The following is a 16,801-nucleotide window of genomic DNA, read 5'->3' as shown; positions in this document are numbered from 1 at the left end:
TTCCGCCCGGAATTGCGCAAAAACAAAATTATACGCGGGCCGAAGCGACCGCGCCGAAATGCACGTCGCCGGCCGCGATCGTCAAAACCGATCCCTCATCGTCGCGGATCACGAAACGGCAGTCCTCGTCAATGGTTTCGAAGACGCCGCGCACCACATTACCGTCAATTCTGACAGCAACCTCGCCGCCGAGGCCGGCTGCGCGGGCAAGCCAGCGCTTTCTGATGGCATCGAGCCCGCGCCCGTCATCCCACATCCGGGCATTCTCGCTCCAGGCATCCGAAAGCGCCAGGAACAGGGTTTCGGCATCGCAAGTGGCGCCCAGCGCCTGCAGCGACGTCGCTGGATAAGGCAAATCCTCAGGGTAAGCCACGACGTTGACGCCGATGCCGATGGCGACGGCAAAGCGGCCGCCATCGAGCATCGCCGACTCCAACAGGATGCCGGCAAGCTTGGCGCCCGAAGCCAGCACGTCGTTCGGCCATTTCAATTCGAAGCGGTTGCGGCCCTGGCTTGCGCCATCCAAGGCGACGGCGATCCGGCCCTTCGGCACGACGGCGTCTAGCGCGTCGGCCAGTGCAAGCCCCGCGACAAAGCCGAGCGTCGCGGCAAGGCGGAGCTCGCCGCCCGGAACCAGAAGCAGCGTCGCCGCGAGATTGCCTTCGGGCGTTGCCCATACACGGCCACGGCGGCCGCGGCCGCTTTCCTGCTTCTTCGAAACGACCCAGAGCTTGCCGGGATCGCCGGCGCGCGCGTGCTCCAGCGCCAGCGCGTTGGTCGAGCCGACGCTGTCATGCGCCTCGAGCCGGAACCCCTCCGACGCCGCGGTTGGAGCCAGCCGAAATGCCATCCCGTCAGAAGAAGGTCTTGGCGGCGGCTTCGGCATAGCTGCCGATCGGCCCGCCGATCAGCACATAGAACAGCACGAAGGCGCCGCTGACGCCGAGCACGAGGCGCAGCTCGCTGGCCATCGGCACGAAGCCGCCGACCGGTTCGTCGAACCACATGATCTTGATGATGCGCAGGTAATAATAGGCGCCCACCACCGAGGCCAGCACGCCGATGATCGCCAACGCGTAGAGATGCGCGTTGATGGCGGCGAGGAACACGTACCACTTCCCCCAGAAGCCTGCGAGCGGCGGAATGCCGGCCAGCGAGAACATCAGGATGGTGAGGATGGTGGCCATGAACGGATTGGTCGAGGCGAGACCGGAAAGATCGCTGATCTGCTCGACATTGCCTTCCTTGCGCCGCATGGCGAGGATGAAGGCGAAGGTGCCGAGCGTCATCACCAGATAGATCAGCATGTAGATGGCGACGCCGCGCACGCCGGCCTGGCTGTTGGCGGCAAGGCCGACCAGCGCGTAGCCCATGTGGCCGATCGAGGAATAGGCCATCAGGCGCTTGATGTTGGTCTGACCGATGGCCGCGAAGGCGCCGAGCGCCATCGAGGCGATCGAGATGAAGACGACGATCTGCTGCCAGTCCGATGCGATCGGCTTGAAGGCGCCCATGGTGACGCGCACGATCAGCGCCATCGCCGCCATCTTCGGAGCGGCTGCCAGGAAGGCGGTAATCGGTGTCGGCGCGCCCTCATAGACGTCCGGCGTCCACATGTGGAACGGCACGGCCGAGATCTTGAAGGCGAGGCCTGCCAGCACGAACACCAGGCCGAAGACGAGGCCGAGCTGGCGCTCGCCGCTGCCAAGCGCCGTCGCGATTTCCTGGAAGCCGGTATTGCCGGTGTAGCCGTAAACGAGGCTGATGCCGTAGAGCAGCATGCCCGACGACAGCGCGCCGAGGACGAAGTATTTCAGGCCGGCTTCGGTCGAGCGCAGATTGTCGCGGTTGATCGCCGCCAGCACATAAATCGCCAGCGACTGCAACTCGAGCCCGAGATAAAGCCCGATCATGCCGTTGGCGGAGATCATCAACAGCATGCCCAGCGTGCAGAGCAGCACCAGTACCGGGAATTCGAACTTGTCGAAATGTTCCTGGCGCGCGAAGCGCATCGACATGATCAGCGTCACCGCCGAGCCGATCAGCGACAGCATCTTCATGAAGGCGCTGAAGGGATCCTGCACGAAGGCGCCGCCATAGGCTGAGCCCTGCGTGCCGGAGAAGGCAAGCCACAGTCCGGCCACCACCAGCACGAGAACCGCCAGCCCGGTCACGGTCATGGTGCTGTTGGAGCGCGAATAGGCCCCAATCATCAGGAGCGCCAGCGCGCCGACGGCGAGGATCAGTTCCGGAGTCGAGAGCGAAAAGCTGGAGAGAAGGTCCGGCGTCATGGTCTATTCCCCAGTCAGTTCGCCGCCGCGGTCTGCGCGGAATTGATGGATGCGGTGACGTTGGTGACGAGCGTCTTGACTGAAGCGGCGGTCGCGTCGAACACCGGCGCCGGGTAGACGCCAAAGAAGATGACCAGCGCCACCAGCGGGTAGACGATCGCCTTCTCGCGCGGCGAAAGGTCGAGCAGGTTTTTCAGGCTGTCCTTGGTCAGCGCGCCGAAGATCACCCGGCGATAGAGCCACAGCGCGTAGGCCGCCGACAGGATGACGCCGGTGGCGGCGAAGAACGCCACCCAGGTGTTGACCTTGAACACGCCGAGCATGGTCAGGAACTCGCCGACGAAGCCGCTGGTGCCGGGAAGGCCGACATTGGCCATGGTGAAGATCATGAACACGGTGGCGTATTTCGGCATGTTGTTGACCAGACCGCCATAGGCGTCGATCTCGCGCGTATGCATGCGGTCGTAGATGACGCCGACGCACAGGAACAGCGCGCCCGAGACGAGGCCGTGGCTGAGCATCTGGAAGATCGCGCCCTGCACGCCTTCCTGGTTCATAGCGAAGATGCCCATGGTGACGAAGCCCATATGGGCGACCGACGAATAGGCGATCAGCTTCTTCATGTCCTCCTGCATCAGCGCCACCAGCGAGGTGTAGATGATGGCGACGACGGAAAGCGTGAACACCAGCGGCGCGAACATCGCCGACGCCTCCGGGAACATCGGCAGCGAGAAGCGCAGGAAGCCGTACCCGCCCATCTTCAGCAGGATGCCGGCCAGGATGACGGAGCCCGCGGTCGGCGCCTCGACGTGGGCGTCGGGCAGCCAGGTATGCACCGGCCACATCGGCATCTTCACTGCGAAGGAGGCGAAGAAGGCAAGCCACAGCCAGGTCTGCATGTTGGCCGGGAAATCATGCGTCAAAAGCGTCGGAATGTCGGTCGTGCCCGACTGGAAGAACATCGCCATGATGGCGAGCAGCATCAGCACCGAGCCGGCGAGCGTGTAGAGGAAGAACTTGAACGAGGCATAGACGCGCCGCTTGCCGCCCCAGACGCCGATGATGATGAACATCGGGATCAGGCCGGCCTCGAAGAAGACGTAGAACAGCACGATGTCGAGCGCGCAGAACACGCCGATCATCAGCGTCTCGAGGATCAGGAAGGCAATCATATAGGCCTTGACCCGCTTCTCGATCGCATCCCAGGAGGCCAGTATGCAGAGCGGCATCAGGAAGGTGGTCAGGATGACGAACAGCATCGAGATGCCGTCGACGCCCATATGGTAGGAAATGCCCGAATCCAGCCAGGCGTGCTTCTCGACGAACTGGAAGCCGGCCTGCGAATTGTCGAAGCCCGTCCAGATGAACAGCGAGACGACGAAGGTGAACGCCGTCGTGATGAATGCGATCGCGCGGATGTTGCGGCGCGCGTTTTCGCTGTCGTCGCTGATGAAAAGGATGAGCAGAACACCAACCAGCGGCAGGAAGGTGACCAGCGAGAGGATTGGCCAGTCGGTCATCAGAGCATCATCCAGGTGACGAGAGCGGCCACGCCGATCAGCATGGCGAAGGCATAGTGGTAGAGATAGCCGGTCTGCAGCTTGACGACCCTGTTGGTGACGTCGACGACGCGCGCCGAGATGCCGTCGGGGCCGAGGCCGTCAATGACGGCGCCGTCGCCGGTCTTCCACAGGAACCTGCCGAGGCGCTTCGCCGGCCGCACGAACAAGAAGTCGTAGAGCTCGTCGAAATACCACTTGTTGAGCAGGAACGCATAAAGCAGGCGATGATTGGCGGCGACGCTTCGGGGAAGTTCCGGCGAGCGAATATAGAATTTCCAGGCCACCGCGAGGCCGATCAGCATGGCGACGAACGGGGCGAGCTCGACCCAGAGCGGCAATTCGTGGATCTCACGCAGGATGCGGTTTTCCGGCAGCGTGAACAGCGAAGCCTTCCAGAATTGGGCGTAACCCTCGCCGATGAAGGCGCCGTGAAAGATGATACCGGCAAACAGCGCGCCGGCGGCCAGCACATAGAGCGGCACCAGCATCACCGGCGGCGATTCGTGGACATGGTGCATGACCTCGTGGCTGGCGCGCGGCTCGCCGTGGAAGGTCATGAAGATCAGCCGCCAGGAATAGAAGCTGGTGAAGCAGGCGGCGACCACCAGCAGGATAAAGGCGAAGCCGGCGACCGCATTGTGGCTGGCGAAGGAGGTCGCGATGATGGCGTCCTTGGAGAAGAAGCCGGCAGTGCCGATCACCGTTGCCGGAATGCCGACGCCGGTCAGCGCCAGCGTGCCGACGACCATCATCCAGTAGGTCGCCGGGATCAGCTTGCGCAGGCCGCCCATCTTGCGCATGTCCTGCTCGTCGGACACGGCATGGATGACCGAGCCGGAGCCGAGGAACAGCAGCGCCTTGAAGAAGGCGTGCGTGAAAAGGTGGAAGATCGCCGCGCCATAGGCGCCGACGCCGAGCGCCACGAACATGTAGCCGAGCTGCGAGCAGGTCGAATAGGCGATGACGCGCTTGATGTCGTTCTGGACGAGGCCGACGGTCGCCGCAAAGAAGGCGGTGAATGCGCCGATGAAAGTGACGACGGTCAGCGCCGAATGCGACAGCTCGAACAGCGGCGAAAGCCTCGCCAGCATGAACACGCCGGCGGTCACCATGGTCGCGGCGTGGATCAGCGCGGAGACCGGCGTCGGGCCTTCCATCGCGTCCGGCAGCCAAGTGTGCAGCGGCACCTGCGCCGACTTGCCCATGGCGCCCATGAAGAGCAGCAGGCAGACCACCGTCAGCGCCGTCTGCTTGTCGAGCGCTTGGCCGAGGAAGGTGAGCACGGCGGCACCCGCCGGCGCGCCTTCGGCCGGCAGGAAGGATGCGGCATTGGCGAAGACGGTGCTCAGATTGACCGAGCCGAACAGCACGAATACGCCGAAGATGCCGAGCGCGAAGCCGAAGTCGCCGACGCGGTTGACGACGAAAGCCTTGATCGCCGCCGCATTGGCCGACGGCTTCTTGTACCAGAAGCCGATCAAGAGATATGAGGCGAGACCGACGCCTTCCCAGCCGAAGAACATCTGAATGAGGTTGTCGGCCGTCACCAGCATCAGCATCGCGAAGGTGAACAGCGACAGATAGGCGAAGAAACGCGGCCGGTTCGGATCGTAGTGCATGTAGCCGATCGAGTAGATGTGGACCAGCGCCGACACGGTGTTGACGACGACCAGCATCACCACCGTCAGCGTGTCGATCCTGAGCGCCCAGGAGGCGTCGATGCCGCCCGACTGGATCCAGCGCAGCACCGGCACGGTGAACACCTCGCCATGGCCGAAGCCGACGGTGAAGAAGGCAACCCACGACAGCACCGCCGCGATCACCAGGAAGCCGGAAGTGATGTATTCGGAAGCCTTGGCGCCGAGCGAATTGCCGAACAGGCCGACAATCAGGAAGCCAAGCAGCGGAAGGAAGACGATAGCCTGATACATGGTGGTTCCCGTCAACCCTTCATCGCGCTCACGTCTTCGACCGCGATCGACCCGCGGTTGCGGAAGAAGACGACAAGAATGGCAAGTCCGATCGCGGCTTCAGCGGCTGCGACCGTCAGCACGAACAGGGCAAAGACCTGTCCGACGAGGTCGTGCAGCGCCGCCGAGAAAGCGACGAAGTTGATGTTGACCGCAAGCAGGATGAGCTCGATCGACATCAGGATGACGATGATGTTGCGGCGGTTCAGGAAGATGCCGAACACGCCGAGCGTGAACAGGATCGCCGATACGGTCAGATAATGTGCAATGCCGACGACCATCTCAGATGCCCTCGCCCGATTTGACCTTGCGGATTTCCATGCCCGTCGCCGGCGTGCGGGCGACCTGCGCGGCGATCGACTGCCGCTTGACGCCTTCCTTGTGGCGCAACGTCAAGACGATGGCGCCGATCATGGCGACCAGCAGCACCAGGCCGGAAATCTGGAAATAATAGAGGTAGTCCGTGTAGAGGATGTCGCCGAGCGCCGCCGTGTTGGAGCGAGTGGCGAGATCCGGCGTTGCCTTGGCTACCGTCGAGGCGAGCTGCGGCGCGAATGTGTAGCCGCCGAGCACGACGATCAGCTCCGCCGCCAGGATCAGCCCGACCAGCGCGCCGATCGGCGCGTATTGCAGCGCCCCCTCTTTCATCTCGGCGAAGTCGACGTCGAGCATCATGACGACGAACAGGAAAAGCACCATCACCGCGCCGACATAGACGACCAGCAGGATCATCGCCAGGAACTCGGCGCCGGTCAGCATGAACAGCCCCGCGGCGTTGAAGAAGGTGAGGATCAGGAACAGCACGGAATGCACGGGGTTGCGCGACGAAATGACCATGAAGGCCGACGCCACGGCGATAAAGGCGAAGAGGTAGAAAAAGGCCGCCTCTAGTCCACTCAGCATGGGTTCCCCCGGGTTCCAAATTCCGACTCCGACCCGCCTCCGGTTCGAAACCGCGTGTTCCTTAGACGGACGACGTTGCGCCGTCCACTTTCTTGTTCCTTCTCCCCGTTTACGGGGAGAAGGTGGCCGAAGGGCCGGATGAGGGGTACGCCAACTTTCCAGAAGCTGGCGCCGCCCCTCATCTGCCTGCCGGCATCTTCTCCCCGTAAACGGGGAGAAGCACGCTAATCACCTATACGGCGCATCCAGCGCGATGTTGCGCGCCAGCTCCCGCTCCCAGCGATCGCCGTTCGCGAGCAGCTTTTCCTTGTTGTAGTAGAGCTCCTCGCGCGTCTCGGTCGCGAATTCGAAATTCGGCCCCTCGACGATGGCGTCGACCGGGCAGGCTTCCTGGCAGAAGCCGCAATAGATGCACTTCACCATGTCGATATCGTAGCGCACGGTGCGGCGCGTGCCGTCATTGCGGCGCGGCCCGGCCTCGATGGTGATGGCCTGCGCCGGGCAGATCGCCTCGCAGAGCTTGCAGGCGATGCAGCGTTCCTCGCCGTTCGGATAGCGGCGCAGCGCATGCTCACCACGGAAACGCGGGCTGATCGGCCCCTTCTCATGCGGATAGTTGATCGTCTCCTTCGGCGCGAAAAACTGGCGCATCGACAGGAAGAAGGCGCTGACGAAATCCTTCAGCAGCAGCGATTTTGCGGCCTGGGCCAGAGCGGACATCACGCAAACCCCGTGATCTTGAGGAAGGCCGCGGTGGCGACGACCATGAACAGCGAGATCGGCAGGAACACCTTCCAGCCCAGCCGCATCAGCTGGTCGTAGCGGTAGCGCGGCACGAAAGCCTTCACCATGGAGAACATGAAGAACATCAGGCAGATCTTCAGCACGAACCAGATCACCCCCGGCACCCAGGTGAAAGGCGCGAAGTTGAACGGCGGCAGCCAGCCGCCGAGGAACAGGATGGTCGCCAGCGCGCACATCAGGACGACGGCGACATACTCGCCGAGGAAGAAGAGCAGGAACGGCGTGGACGAATATTCGACCATGTGGCCGGCGACAAGTTCCGATTCCGCCTCGACGAGATCGAAAGGCGGGCGGTTCGTTTCGGCCAGCGCCGAAATGAAGAACACCACGAACATCGGCAACAGCGACAGCCAATGCCAGTCGAGGAAGGTGTTAGGCAGGCCGAGCCGCGTGCCGAGACCGTCCTGCTGCGACATGACGATGTCGGAGAGGTTGAGCGAGCCGACGGTGAGCAGCACGGTGACGATGACGAAGCCGATCGAGACTTCGTAGGACACCATCTGCGCGGCCGAGCGCAGCGCGCCGAGGAACGGATATTTCGAGTTCGATGCCCAGCCGCCCATGATCACGCCATAAACCTCAAGCGAGGAGATGGCGAAGACATAGAGGATGCCGACATTGATGTTAGCGATCGCCCAGCCCTCACTGACCGGAATGACCGCCCAGGCCGAAATCGCCAGCACCGCCGAGACCAGCGGCGCCAGAAGGAACACGCCCTTGTTGGCGCCCGACGGGATCACCGGCTCCTTGAAGACGAATTTCAGAAGGTCGGCAAAGGCCTGCAGCGTTCCCCACGGACCGACGACGTTCGGCCCACGCCGCAATTGCACCGCCGCCCAGATCTTGCGGTCGGCATAGAGCAGATAGGCGACGCCGATCAGCAGCACGACGATCAGTACGACCGACTTCAACAGGATCAGCAGCGTCGGCAGCACATAAAAGGAGAAGAAGGTGTCCATGCTTATTCCGCCGCCTGCTTGAAGCCGCTCTTGGCCAGCGCCGAGCATTCAGCCATCACGGCCGACGCCCGCGCGATCGGGTTGGTGAGATAAAAGTCCTTCACCGGCGAGGTGAAGGTGCCCTTGTTAAGCCGGCCGCCGAGCTTCGCCACCTTGGCGATGTCGTCGCCGCTGCCCGCCTGCACTTGGTCGATGCGGGCGAGATGCGGGAATTCGCCATAGAGCTTGGCACGCAGCTGCGCCAGCGAATCGAAGGGCAGCTTCTTGCCGAGCACGTCGGAGAGCGCCCGCAGGATCGCCCAGTCCTCGCGCGCCTCGCCAGGGGCGAAGCCGGCGCGGTTGGTCTGCTGCACGCGGCCTTCCGTGTTGACATAGGTGCCCGACTTCTCGGTGTAGGCCGCGGCCGGCAGGATGACATTGGCGCGGTGCGCGCCGGCATCGCCATGCGTGCCGATATAGACGACGAAGGCGCCGCCGGTCTTGGCCATGTCGATCTCGTCCGCGCCGAGCAGGAAGAGCACATCGGTGTCGCCCAGCATGCCGGCGACGTTCTTGCCGCCCTCGCCCGGCACGAAGCCGACATCGAGGCCGCCTACTCTTGCCGCTGCGTTGTGCAGCACCGCAAATCCGTTCCACTCGGCTGTGACCGCGTTGACGGCAGCCGCGAGCCTGGCTGCCTGGCCGAGCACCGCTGCGCCGTCGGTGCGCGCCAGCGCGCCCTGGCCCACGATGATCAGCGGATGCGTGGCCTTGCTCAGCACCTCAAAGAACTTGCCGTTGCCGTCGGCAAGATCCTTGAGCGATTCCGGGCCGGCGCCGATCAGCTCATAGTCGTAGCGTGTGTCGCCGATCTCGCCGATGACGCCGACCGGCAGATTGCCGACGCGCCAGCGCTTGCGGATGCGAGCGTTGAGCACCGAGGCCTCGAAGCGCGGATTGGCGCCGATGATCAGCACCGCATCGGCCTGCTCGATGCCTTCGATGGTCGGGTTGAAGATGTAGCTGGCGCGGCCGAGCGACGGATCGAGCGCGGCACCGTCCTGGCGGCAGTCGACGTTCTTCGAGCCGAGCGCCGCCATCAGCAGCTTAAGCGCGTAGATTTCCTCGACCGCGGCGAGATCGCCGGCGATGGCGCCGATCCGCTCGGGCGCGGTCTTTGCAACCTCGTCCTTGATCGCTGCGAAGGCTTCCGCCCAGCTTGCCGAAACGAGCCTGCCGTTCTTGCGCACGTAAGGGCGGTCTAGGCGCTGCGTGCGCAGGCCGTCCCAGATGAAGCGGGTCTTGTCGGAGATCCACTCCTCGTTCACCGCCTCGTTGACGCGCGGCAGGATGCGCATCACTTCGCGACCGCGGCTGTCGACGCGGATCGCCGAGCCGACGGCGTCCATGACGTCGATCGATTCCGTCTTCGTCAGCTCCCACGGCCGCGCCTGGAAGGCGAACGGCTTGGAGGTCAGCGCGCCGACCGGGCACAGATCGATGACATTGCCCTGCAGCTCCGACGTCATCGCCTGTTCGAGATAGGTGGTGATCTCGGCATCCTCGCCGCGGCCGATCAGGCCGAGCTCGGAAATGCCGGCGACCTCGGTGGTGAAGCGGACGCAGCGCGTGCAATGGATGCAGCGGTTCATCACCGTCTTGACCAGCGGGCCTATATACTTGTCCTCGACCGCACGCTTGTTCTCGTGATAGCGCGAGGAATCGACGCCGAAGGCCATCGCCTGGTCCTGCAGGTCACATTCGCCGCCCTGGTCGCAGATCGGACAATCGAGCGGATGGTTGATCAGCAGGAATTCCATCACGCCTTCGCGGGCCTTCTTGACCATCGGCGTGTTGGTGAAGATTTCCGGCGGCTCGCCATTCGGGCCCGGGCGCAGGTCGCGCACGCCCATGGCGCAGGAGGCCTGCGGCTTGGGCGGACCGCCCTTTACCTCGATCAGGCACATGCGGCAATTGCCGGCGATCGACAGCCGCTCGTGGAAGCAGAAGCGCGGCACTTCCGCGCCGGCGTCCTCGGCCGCCTGCAGCAGCGTGTAATGGTCGGGTACCGTGATCTCTTTCCCGTCGACCTTTAGCTTTGCCATTCGCCTCAAACCTCTGCGGATGTCCCGCAATCTATCCTTCCGGGCGCGACTGAAGCCGCGCCCGGCATTTCAATTCACTTCTTCGCGGCAAGCGCCGCGGCCTGGGCAGTCCAGTTGTCGCGGCCGATACGGCCGGCGAGCGACAGGTAATCTTCCACCCAGGCGATCTCTTCCGACGTCCAGGCGGCGATCTGGCCATAGGTCCAGATGCCGAGACCGTTGAGCACCTTTTCCAGCTTCGGTCCGATACCCGAAATCGCCTTCAGGTCCGACGGCTTCGCCGGCTTGTCGACGGCCTTAGGCTGCCTGAAATCCTCGGGCATCAGCCCCGTTGCAGCCGGTTGGGCGACAATATCGGCCCCGGTCGCGTCGAGCGCTTTCTCGGTCGCGTTCGCCGCTATGTCGGTCACATCCTGGGCGAAGGTCTGAGCCCTGGCGATCAACGTCTCGGTCGCCTTGCGCGCCTTGGAGGCGTTGGCGGCCGCTTCGTGCTGCGCCTCGAGATCGTCGAGGAAAGGCTGGAACATGCGCTGCGAAGCCTCCAGCGCGCCGGTGAACGCGCCCATCCACATGCCGACGGCGTGGTTGGCCAGACCGATGCTGAGCGCCGACATCGCGGCGGCACCCGCGACTGGATGCGCCAGAAGGTTGACGGCGCTGGCCATCTCCTTCGGCATCATCTTGGTCAGGTCCTGGTTCATCTTCTCGAGTTGGTCCAAATCAGGCACGAACGGATAGGGTATCGAATACGGCGCCATAGAGATCTCCTGGTCGTTTCTTCGTATGCCCGCCCCAGTTTTTTAGTCTTCGGGCCAAGCCCGTATTTCGTAGTCTTATTCCGCCGCCACCATCACCGGCTCGACCCGGTGCGCGTTGCGCGAAAACTCGTCGATGCGGCGTTCCACCTCGCCGCGGAAATGCCGCATCAGGCCCTGGATCGGCCAGGCAGCCGCGTCGCCCAGCGCGCAGATCGTGTGGCCCTCGACCTGCTTGGTGACGTCGAGCAGCATGTCGATCTCGCGCTTCTGCGCCTCTCCGCGCACCAGCCGTTCCATCACCCGCCACATCCAGCCGGTGCCTTCGCGGCACGGCGTGCACTGGCCGCAGCTCTCATGCTTGTAGAAGTAGGACAGCCTGGCGATCGCCTTCACGATATCCGTCGACTTGTCCATGACGATGACGGCGGCCGTGCCGAGGCCGGATTTCAGGTCGCGCAGCGCGTCGAAATCCATCGGCGCGTCCATGATCTGCTCGGCCGGCACCAGCGGCACCGAAGCGCCGCCCGGAATGACCGCGAGCAGATTGTCCCAGCCGCCGCGGATGCCGCCGCAATGTGTCTCGATCAGCTCGCGGAACGGGATCGACATCGCTTCTTCGAAGGTGCACGGATTGTTGACGTGGCCGGACACGCAGAACAGCTTGGTGCCGGCATTGTTCGGGCGGCCGAAGGACGAGAACCAGGCGGCGCCCCGGCGCAGGATGGTCGGCGCCACCGCGATCGATTCGACGTTGTTGACGGTGGTCGGGCAGCCATAGAGGCCGACATTGGCCGGGAATGGCGGCTTCAGCCGCGGCTGGCCCTTCTTGCCTTCCAGGCTTTCGAGCAGCGCCGTCTCCTCGCCGCAGATATAGGCGCCGGCGCCATGATGCATGTAGATGTCGAAGTCGTAGCCGGACGTGTTGTTCTTGCCGATCAGCTTGGCCGCGTAAGCCTCGTCGATGGCGCGCTGCAGCGCCTCGCGCTCGCGGATGAACTCGCCGCGCACGTAGATGTAGGCTGCGATCGCACCCATGGCGAAGCCGGCGACCAGTGCGCCCTCGACCAGCGTGTGCGGATCGTTGCGCAGGATATCGCGGTCCTTGCAGGTGCCGGGCTCGGATTCGTCGGCATTGATGACGAGATAGCTCGGCCGTCCATCGCTCTGCTTGGGCATGAACGACCATTTCAACCCGGTCGGGAAGCCGGCGCCGCCACGGCCGCGCAGGCCGGACGCCTTCATTTCATTGATGATCCAGTCGCGCCCCTTGGCGACGAGGCCTGGCGTGTCGTCCCAGATGCCGCGCGACTGCGCGCCGGCCAGCGACTTGTCGAACAGGCCGTAGATGTTGGTGAAGATGCGGTCTTTGTCCTGAAGCATTTTTCGTCCCTCAGACCGGCTTCTTGCCGAAGACGCGGATGTATTCGGCGACGCCGCCCTTGGCGAGCGCCTTGGCCTGCTTCACCCAGTCGTCGCGCTCGATGCGGCCGCGGAAATTGAGATAGCCGTCGACCCATTCGCGCTCGGCCTTCTTCCAGGCGGCGACCTGCGCGAAGGTGTAGATGCCCAGCGAATGCAGGGTGCCTTCGATCTTCGGGCCGACGCCTGAGATCAGCTTGAGATCGTCGACCGTTGCCGGGCGCTCGATGCCGGCCGGCCGGTTCTTGTCGTCGAGCGAAGGTTTCGCCGTCTTGGCGACAGGCTGCTTGGTTTCCGGCGCCTTGAAAGCGGTGGCCGGCTCGGCCTTGGTCTTCGGCCCGCTGCGCGGCTTTGAAACCGCCTCGACTTCCGGAGCGGCCTGGTTGGCGTTGGCGGCCGAATGACGCGGTGCCCTGACGCTGGCGCCGTTCTCGGTGGCCGGGGCGACCTTGACCGGCGACGGCGTGTTGAGCGCCGGGCTGGTTTCAGCCGCATGGGTCTTCGGCTTGCTGGATTTTGACGGTCCAACCGGGCCAGAGGCGGCCGGAGCTGGCGCCGAGCTTGCCGGCGCAGCGGGTGCCGGGGCTGCGGCGGAAGCTACAGGCGGCGCCGACGCGAGAGCTTCCTTGGCGGCTTTCGCCGCCGCCCTGGCTTCCTTGTCGCGCGTCGACTTCAGGATCGCCTTTTCGCTGGTCAGCGTCGTCAGCCCGGTAGCCGGCTCGGACCCGTGGCGGCCGTTCTGCGGACCAGGCTTCACCTCGGCGCCCTTGCCGGCGTCGTAGAGATCGATGATCTCGGTCAGCCGCTCAGGCGTCAGGTCCTCGAAAGTGTCCTTGAAGATCATGACCATCGGCGCGTTGACGCAGGCGCCGAGGCATTCGACCTCCTCCCACGACAGCGTGCCCTTATCGTTGGTGTGGAACTGGTCGTGATGGATTTTCGAACGGCACACATCCATCAGCGCTTCCGAGCCGCGCAGCATGCAGGGCGTGGTGCCGCAGACCTGGATATGGGCGCGCGTGCCGACCGGATTGAGCTGGTACTGCGTGTAGAAGGTCGCGACCTCGAGGCCGCGGATGCGCGGCATGCCGAGCATGTCCGAGATCGTCTCGATCGCCGCTTTGGTGACCCAGCCTTCCTGCTCCTGCGCAATCATCAGCAGCGGGATGATCGCCGACTGCTCGCGCCCTTTCGGATATTTGGCGATCCACTGCTGTGCGGCTGCCGCGTTCGCCTCGTTGAAGGCGAAGGTGGCTGGCTGGAGGCTGGCTTCTGCAAGACGGCGGACTGACATTAGCGATCGACCTCACCAAACACGATGTCGAGGGAGCCAAGCACGGCGGTGACGTCGGCCAGCATGTGGCCGCGGCACAGGAAATCCATGGCTTGCAGATGCGCGAAACCGGGGGCGCGCAGCTTGCAGCGATAGGGCTTGTTGGTGCCGTCGGAGACCAGGTAGACGCCGAATTCGCCCTTCGGCGCCTCGACGGCCGCATAGACCTCGCCGGCCGGCACGCGGTAGCCCTCGGTATAGAGCTTGAAGTGATGGATCAGCGCTTCCATCGAGCGCTTCATTGCAGCGCGCTTCGGCGGCACGACCTTGCCGTCGAGGTTCGACACCGGGCCGGCGCTTTCCTTGCCCAACAAGAGATCGACGCATTGGCGCATGATCCTGGCCGACTGGCGCATCTCTTCCATACGCACCAGGTAACGGTCGTAGCAGTCGCCGTTCTTGCCGATCGGAATGTCGAAATCCATCTCGGAATAGCATTCATAGGGCTGCGATTTGCGCAGGTCCCAGGCAGCGCCCGAGCCGCGCACCATCACGCCCGAAAAGCCCCAGGCCCAGGCGTCGGCCAGCGACACGATGCCGATATCGACATTGCGCTGCTTGAAGATGCGGTTGCCGGTCAAGAGCGCGTCGAGATCGTCGATCGACTTCAGGAACGGGTCGATCCACTTGCCGATGTCCTCGACCAGCTTCTGCGGCAGGTCCTGGTGCACGCCGCCCGGCCGGAAATAGGCCGCATGCATGCGCGAACCGCTAGCGCGCTCATAGAACACCATCAGCTTTTCGCGCTCGACGAAGCCCCACAGCGGCGGCGTCAGCGCGCCGACGTCCATGGCCTGCGTCGTCACATTCAAGATGTGCGACATGATGCGGCCCATCTCGGAATAGAGCACGCGGATCAGCTGACCGCGCTTCGGCACCTCGATGCCGAGCAGGCGCTCGGCCGCGAGCGCAAAGGCATGCTCCTGGTTCATCGGCGCGCAATAATCCAGCCGGTCGAGATAGGGCACTGCCTGCAGATAGGTCTTGGCCTCGATCAGCTTCTCGGTGCCGCGATGCAGCAGACCGATATGCGGATCGACGCGGTCGACCACTTCGCCGTCCAGCTCCAGCACCAGGCGCAAAACGCCATGCGCCGCAGGATGCTGCGGACCGAAGTTGATGTTGAAGTTGCGGACGGAGGTTTCAGCCATGGGTCGCCCTACTGCTTCGCCTTCTCATCCCCCGGCAGGACGTAGTCCGTCCCTTCCCAGGGAGAAAGAAAATCGAAATTGCGGAATTCCTGCTTGAGCTCGACCGGCTCGTAGATCACCCGCTTGGCCTCGTCGTCGTAGCGAACCTCGACGAAACCGGTCAGCGGGAAATCCTTGCGCAGCGGATGGCCCTCGAAACCATAATCGGTGAGAATGCGGCGCAGGTCCGGATGGCCCGAGAACAGCACGCCGTAAAGGTCGTAGGTCTCGCGCTCGAACCAGTCGGCGCCCGGATAGACGCCGGTCAGCGACGGCACCAGCGTCTCCTCGTCGGCCTGGACCTTGAGGCGGACGCGCGCATTCTGCTTCGGCGACAGGAGGTGATAGACGACGTCGAAGCGCCTGGCGCGCGACGGGTAGTCCGCTCCGCAGACATCGATGATCGAGATGAACTGGCAGCGCGGATCGTCGCGCAGGAAGGTCGCCACCTCGATCAGATTGCCCGGTTCCACCGAAACCGTCAGCTCGCCATACGCAATCACGGCTTCGCCGATGCGGCCGGAGAGCTTCTCGCCGAGATAGGTGGAGAGTTCATTCAACGCCAGGGTCATCGGCTCACCGTTCGATCGTGCCGGTGCGGCGGATCTTCTTCTGCAGAAGGAGAATGCCGTAGAGCAGTGCTTCCGCGCTCGGCGGGCAGCCGGGCACATAAATGTCGACCGGCACGACGCGGTCGCAGCCGCGCACCACCGAATAGGAATAGTGGTAGTAGCCGCCGCCATTGGCGCAGGAGCCCATCGAGATGACGTAGCGCGGCTCCGGCATCTGGTCGTAGACCTTGCGCAGCGCCGGCGCCATCTTGTTGGTCAGCGTGCCGGCGACGATCATAATGTCGGACTGGCGCGGCGACGCGCGCGGGGCGACGCCGAAGCGCTCCGAGTCATAGCGCGGCATTGAGGTGTGGATCATCTCGACCGCGCAGCAGGCGAGGCCGAAAGTCATGAACATCAGCGAGCCGCTGCGCGCCCAGGTGATCAGCGCCTCGGTCGACGTGACGAGGAAACCCTTGTCGGCCAGCTCATTGTTGATTTCGAGGAAGAAGGGATCGTCCTCCCCCACCGGCCTGCCGGTGTTGGGGTCGATGATGCCCTTGGGCTTCGGCGCGACGAGGGTGCCTGAACTGTCGTTCAATCCCATTCCAGCGCTCCTTTTTTCCATTCATAGGCAAAACCGATGGTCAGCACCGCCAGGAACACCATCATCGACCAGAAGCCGAGCATGCCGAGCTTCGAGAAGGACACCGCCCACGGGAACAGGAAGGCGACCTCGAGATCGAAGATGATGAACAGGATCGACACCAGGTAGAAGCGGATGTCGAACTTCATGCGGGCGTCGTCGAACGAGTTGAACCCGCATTCATAGGCGGAAAGCTTTTCCGGGTCGGGATTGCGGTAGGCCACAAGGAACGGAGCGACGATGAGCGCCAGACCGACGATCATCGCCACGGCGATGAACAGCACGATAGGCAGGTACGAACTTAGGAGTGCGCTCATGCGGCGACTTTCCT

At 63.8% G+C, this 16,801-nt stretch carries 16 protein-coding genes; all 16 read right to left on the bottom strand.

Annotated elements, in window-relative coordinates:
* Nucleotides 1-28: 28 nt before the first annotated feature.
* The 16 genes from FJW05_RS00650 to FJW05_RS00575 all read right to left on the bottom strand — a co-directional run bounded on the left by FJW05_RS00650 (nt 29) and on the right by FJW05_RS00575 (nt 16,787).
* Nucleotides 29-850, bottom strand: coding sequence for a biotin--[acetyl-CoA-carboxylase] ligase (locus FJW05_RS00650; protein WP_140626983.1), 822 nt, complete (start codon nt 848-850; stop codon nt 29-31).
* A gap of 4 nt (nt 851-854) precedes the next feature.
* A complete protein-coding gene (gene nuoN, locus FJW05_RS00645; protein ID WP_140626981.1) occupies nt 855-2,291 on the bottom strand; it encodes an NADH-quinone oxidoreductase subunit NuoN in 1,437 nt (478 codons plus the stop codon).
* A gap of 14 nt (nt 2,292-2,305) precedes the next feature.
* Nucleotides 2,306-3,811 (bottom strand): NADH-quinone oxidoreductase subunit M, encoded by a 1,506-nt coding sequence (locus FJW05_RS00640; RefSeq protein WP_140626979.1) that lies wholly within the window; start codon nt 3,809-3,811, stop codon nt 2,306-2,308.
* Entirely contained in the window at nt 3,811-5,784 is a 1,974-nt protein-coding gene (gene nuoL / locus FJW05_RS00635; protein ID WP_140626977.1) for an NADH-quinone oxidoreductase subunit L, read from the bottom strand. Before nuoL ends, FJW05_RS00640 begins: the two co-directional genes overlap by 1 nt.
* 11 nt (nt 5,785-5,795) lie before the next feature.
* Entirely contained in the window at nt 5,796-6,104 is a 309-nt protein-coding gene (gene nuoK, locus FJW05_RS00630) for an NADH-quinone oxidoreductase subunit NuoK (RefSeq protein WP_027168992.1), read from the bottom strand.
* Between the two features lies 1 nt (nt 6,105).
* Nucleotides 6,106-6,726, bottom strand: a complete 621-nt coding sequence (locus FJW05_RS00625) for an NADH-quinone oxidoreductase subunit J (RefSeq protein ID WP_140545674.1) — start codon at nt 6,724-6,726, stop codon at nt 6,106-6,108.
* Nucleotides 6,727-6,954: 228 nt separating this feature from the next.
* Entirely contained in the window at nt 6,955-7,446 is a 492-nt protein-coding gene (gene nuoI / locus FJW05_RS00620) for an NADH-quinone oxidoreductase subunit NuoI (protein ID WP_095764866.1), read from the bottom strand.
* Complete coding sequence (gene nuoH, locus FJW05_RS00615) at nt 7,446-8,489, bottom strand: NADH-quinone oxidoreductase subunit NuoH (RefSeq protein WP_140626976.1); 1,044 nt, start codon at nt 8,487-8,489, stop codon at nt 7,446-7,448. Before nuoH ends, nuoI begins: the two co-directional genes overlap by 1 nt.
* 2 nt (nt 8,490-8,491) lie before the next feature.
* Nucleotides 8,492-10,573 (bottom strand): NADH-quinone oxidoreductase subunit NuoG, encoded by a 2,082-nt coding sequence (gene nuoG, locus FJW05_RS00610; RefSeq protein ID WP_140626974.1) that lies wholly within the window; start codon nt 10,571-10,573, stop codon nt 8,492-8,494.
* A 74-nt stretch (nt 10,574-10,647) separates the two neighbouring features.
* Nucleotides 10,648-11,331: an NADH-ubiquinone dehydrogenase gene (locus FJW05_RS00605; RefSeq protein ID WP_095764863.1), complete on the bottom strand. Its 684-nt coding sequence runs from the start codon at nt 11,329-11,331 to the stop codon at nt 10,648-10,650.
* A 75-nt stretch (nt 11,332-11,406) separates the two neighbouring features.
* A complete protein-coding gene (gene nuoF / locus FJW05_RS00600) occupies nt 11,407-12,711 on the bottom strand; it encodes an NADH-quinone oxidoreductase subunit NuoF (protein WP_140545670.1) in 1,305 nt (434 codons plus the stop codon).
* A gap of 10 nt (nt 12,712-12,721) precedes the next feature.
* A complete protein-coding gene (locus tag FJW05_RS00595; protein WP_140626972.1) occupies nt 12,722-14,044 on the bottom strand; it encodes an NADH-quinone oxidoreductase subunit E in 1,323 nt (440 codons plus the stop codon).
* Nucleotides 14,044-15,234, bottom strand: a complete 1,191-nt coding sequence (locus FJW05_RS00590) for an NADH-quinone oxidoreductase subunit D (RefSeq protein WP_140545668.1) — start codon at nt 15,232-15,234, stop codon at nt 14,044-14,046. The genes FJW05_RS00595 and FJW05_RS00590 overlap by 1 nt, the downstream gene beginning before the upstream one ends.
* An 8-nt stretch (nt 15,235-15,242) precedes the next feature.
* On the bottom strand, nt 15,243-15,845 hold the full coding sequence (locus FJW05_RS00585) for an NADH-quinone oxidoreductase subunit C (RefSeq protein ID WP_140626970.1): 603 nt from the start codon (nt 15,843-15,845) through the stop codon (nt 15,243-15,245).
* 4 nt (nt 15,846-15,849) lie between these two features.
* Entirely contained in the window at nt 15,850-16,431 is a 582-nt protein-coding gene (locus FJW05_RS00580) for an NADH-quinone oxidoreductase subunit B (protein WP_015317338.1), read from the bottom strand.
* Nucleotides 16,422-16,787, bottom strand: a complete 366-nt coding sequence (locus tag FJW05_RS00575) for an NADH-quinone oxidoreductase subunit A (protein WP_040982049.1) — start codon at nt 16,785-16,787, stop codon at nt 16,422-16,424. Before FJW05_RS00575 ends, FJW05_RS00580 begins: the two co-directional genes overlap by 10 nt.
* Nucleotides 16,788-16,801 lie beyond the last annotated feature (14 nt).

The organism is Mesorhizobium sp. B2-9-1 (genome assembly GCF_006439455.1).
Taxonomy (GTDB): domain Bacteria; phylum Pseudomonadota; class Alphaproteobacteria; order Rhizobiales; family Rhizobiaceae; genus Mesorhizobium.
This window is presented reverse-complemented; position numbering and strand designations above follow the sequence as displayed.

Coding starts and splice junctions, on each gene's coding strand:
- FJW05_RS00650 (WP_140626983.1), bottom strand. CDS start 850: ATGGCATTTCGGCTGGCTCCAACCGCGGCGTCGGAGGGGTTCCGGCTC.
- nuoN (WP_140626981.1), bottom strand. CDS start 2,291: ATGACGCCGGACCTTCTCTCCAGCTTTTCGCTCTCGACTCCGGAACTG.
- FJW05_RS00640 (WP_140626979.1), bottom strand. CDS start 3,811: ATGACCGACTGGCCAATCCTCTCGCTGGTCACCTTCCTGCCGCTGGTT.
- nuoL (WP_140626977.1), bottom strand. CDS start 5,784: ATGTATCAGGCTATCGTCTTCCTTCCGCTGCTTGGCTTCCTGATTGTC.
- nuoK (WP_027168992.1), bottom strand. CDS start 6,104: ATGGTCGTCGGCATTGCACATTATCTGACCGTATCGGCGATCCTGTTC.
- FJW05_RS00625 (WP_140545674.1), bottom strand. CDS start 6,726: ATGCTGAGTGGACTAGAGGCGGCCTTTTTCTACCTCTTCGCCTTTATC.
- nuoI (WP_095764866.1), bottom strand. CDS start 7,446: ATGTCCGCTCTGGCCCAGGCCGCAAAATCGCTGCTGCTGAAGGATTTC.
- nuoH (WP_140626976.1), bottom strand. CDS start 8,489: ATGGACACCTTCTTCTCCTTTTATGTGCTGCCGACGCTGCTGATCCTG.
- nuoG (WP_140626974.1), bottom strand. CDS start 10,573: ATGGCAAAGCTAAAGGTCGACGGGAAAGAGATCACGGTACCCGACCAT.
- FJW05_RS00605 (WP_095764863.1), bottom strand. CDS start 11,331: ATGGCGCCGTATTCGATACCCTATCCGTTCGTGCCTGATTTGGACCAA.
- nuoF (WP_140545670.1), bottom strand. CDS start 12,711: ATGCTTCAGGACAAAGACCGCATCTTCACCAACATCTACGGCCTGTTC.
- FJW05_RS00595 (WP_140626972.1), bottom strand. CDS start 14,044: ATGTCAGTCCGCCGTCTTGCAGAAGCCAGCCTCCAGCCAGCCACCTTC.
- FJW05_RS00590 (WP_140545668.1), bottom strand. CDS start 15,234: ATGGCTGAAACCTCCGTCCGCAACTTCAACATCAACTTCGGTCCGCAG.
- FJW05_RS00585 (WP_140626970.1), bottom strand. CDS start 15,845: ATGACCCTGGCGTTGAATGAACTCTCCACCTATCTCGGCGAGAAGCTC.
- FJW05_RS00580 (WP_015317338.1), bottom strand. CDS start 16,431: ATGGGATTGAACGACAGTTCAGGCACCCTCGTCGCGCCGAAGCCCAAG.
- FJW05_RS00575 (WP_040982049.1), bottom strand. CDS start 16,787: ATGAGCGCACTCCTAAGTTCGTACCTGCCTATCGTGCTGTTCATCGCC.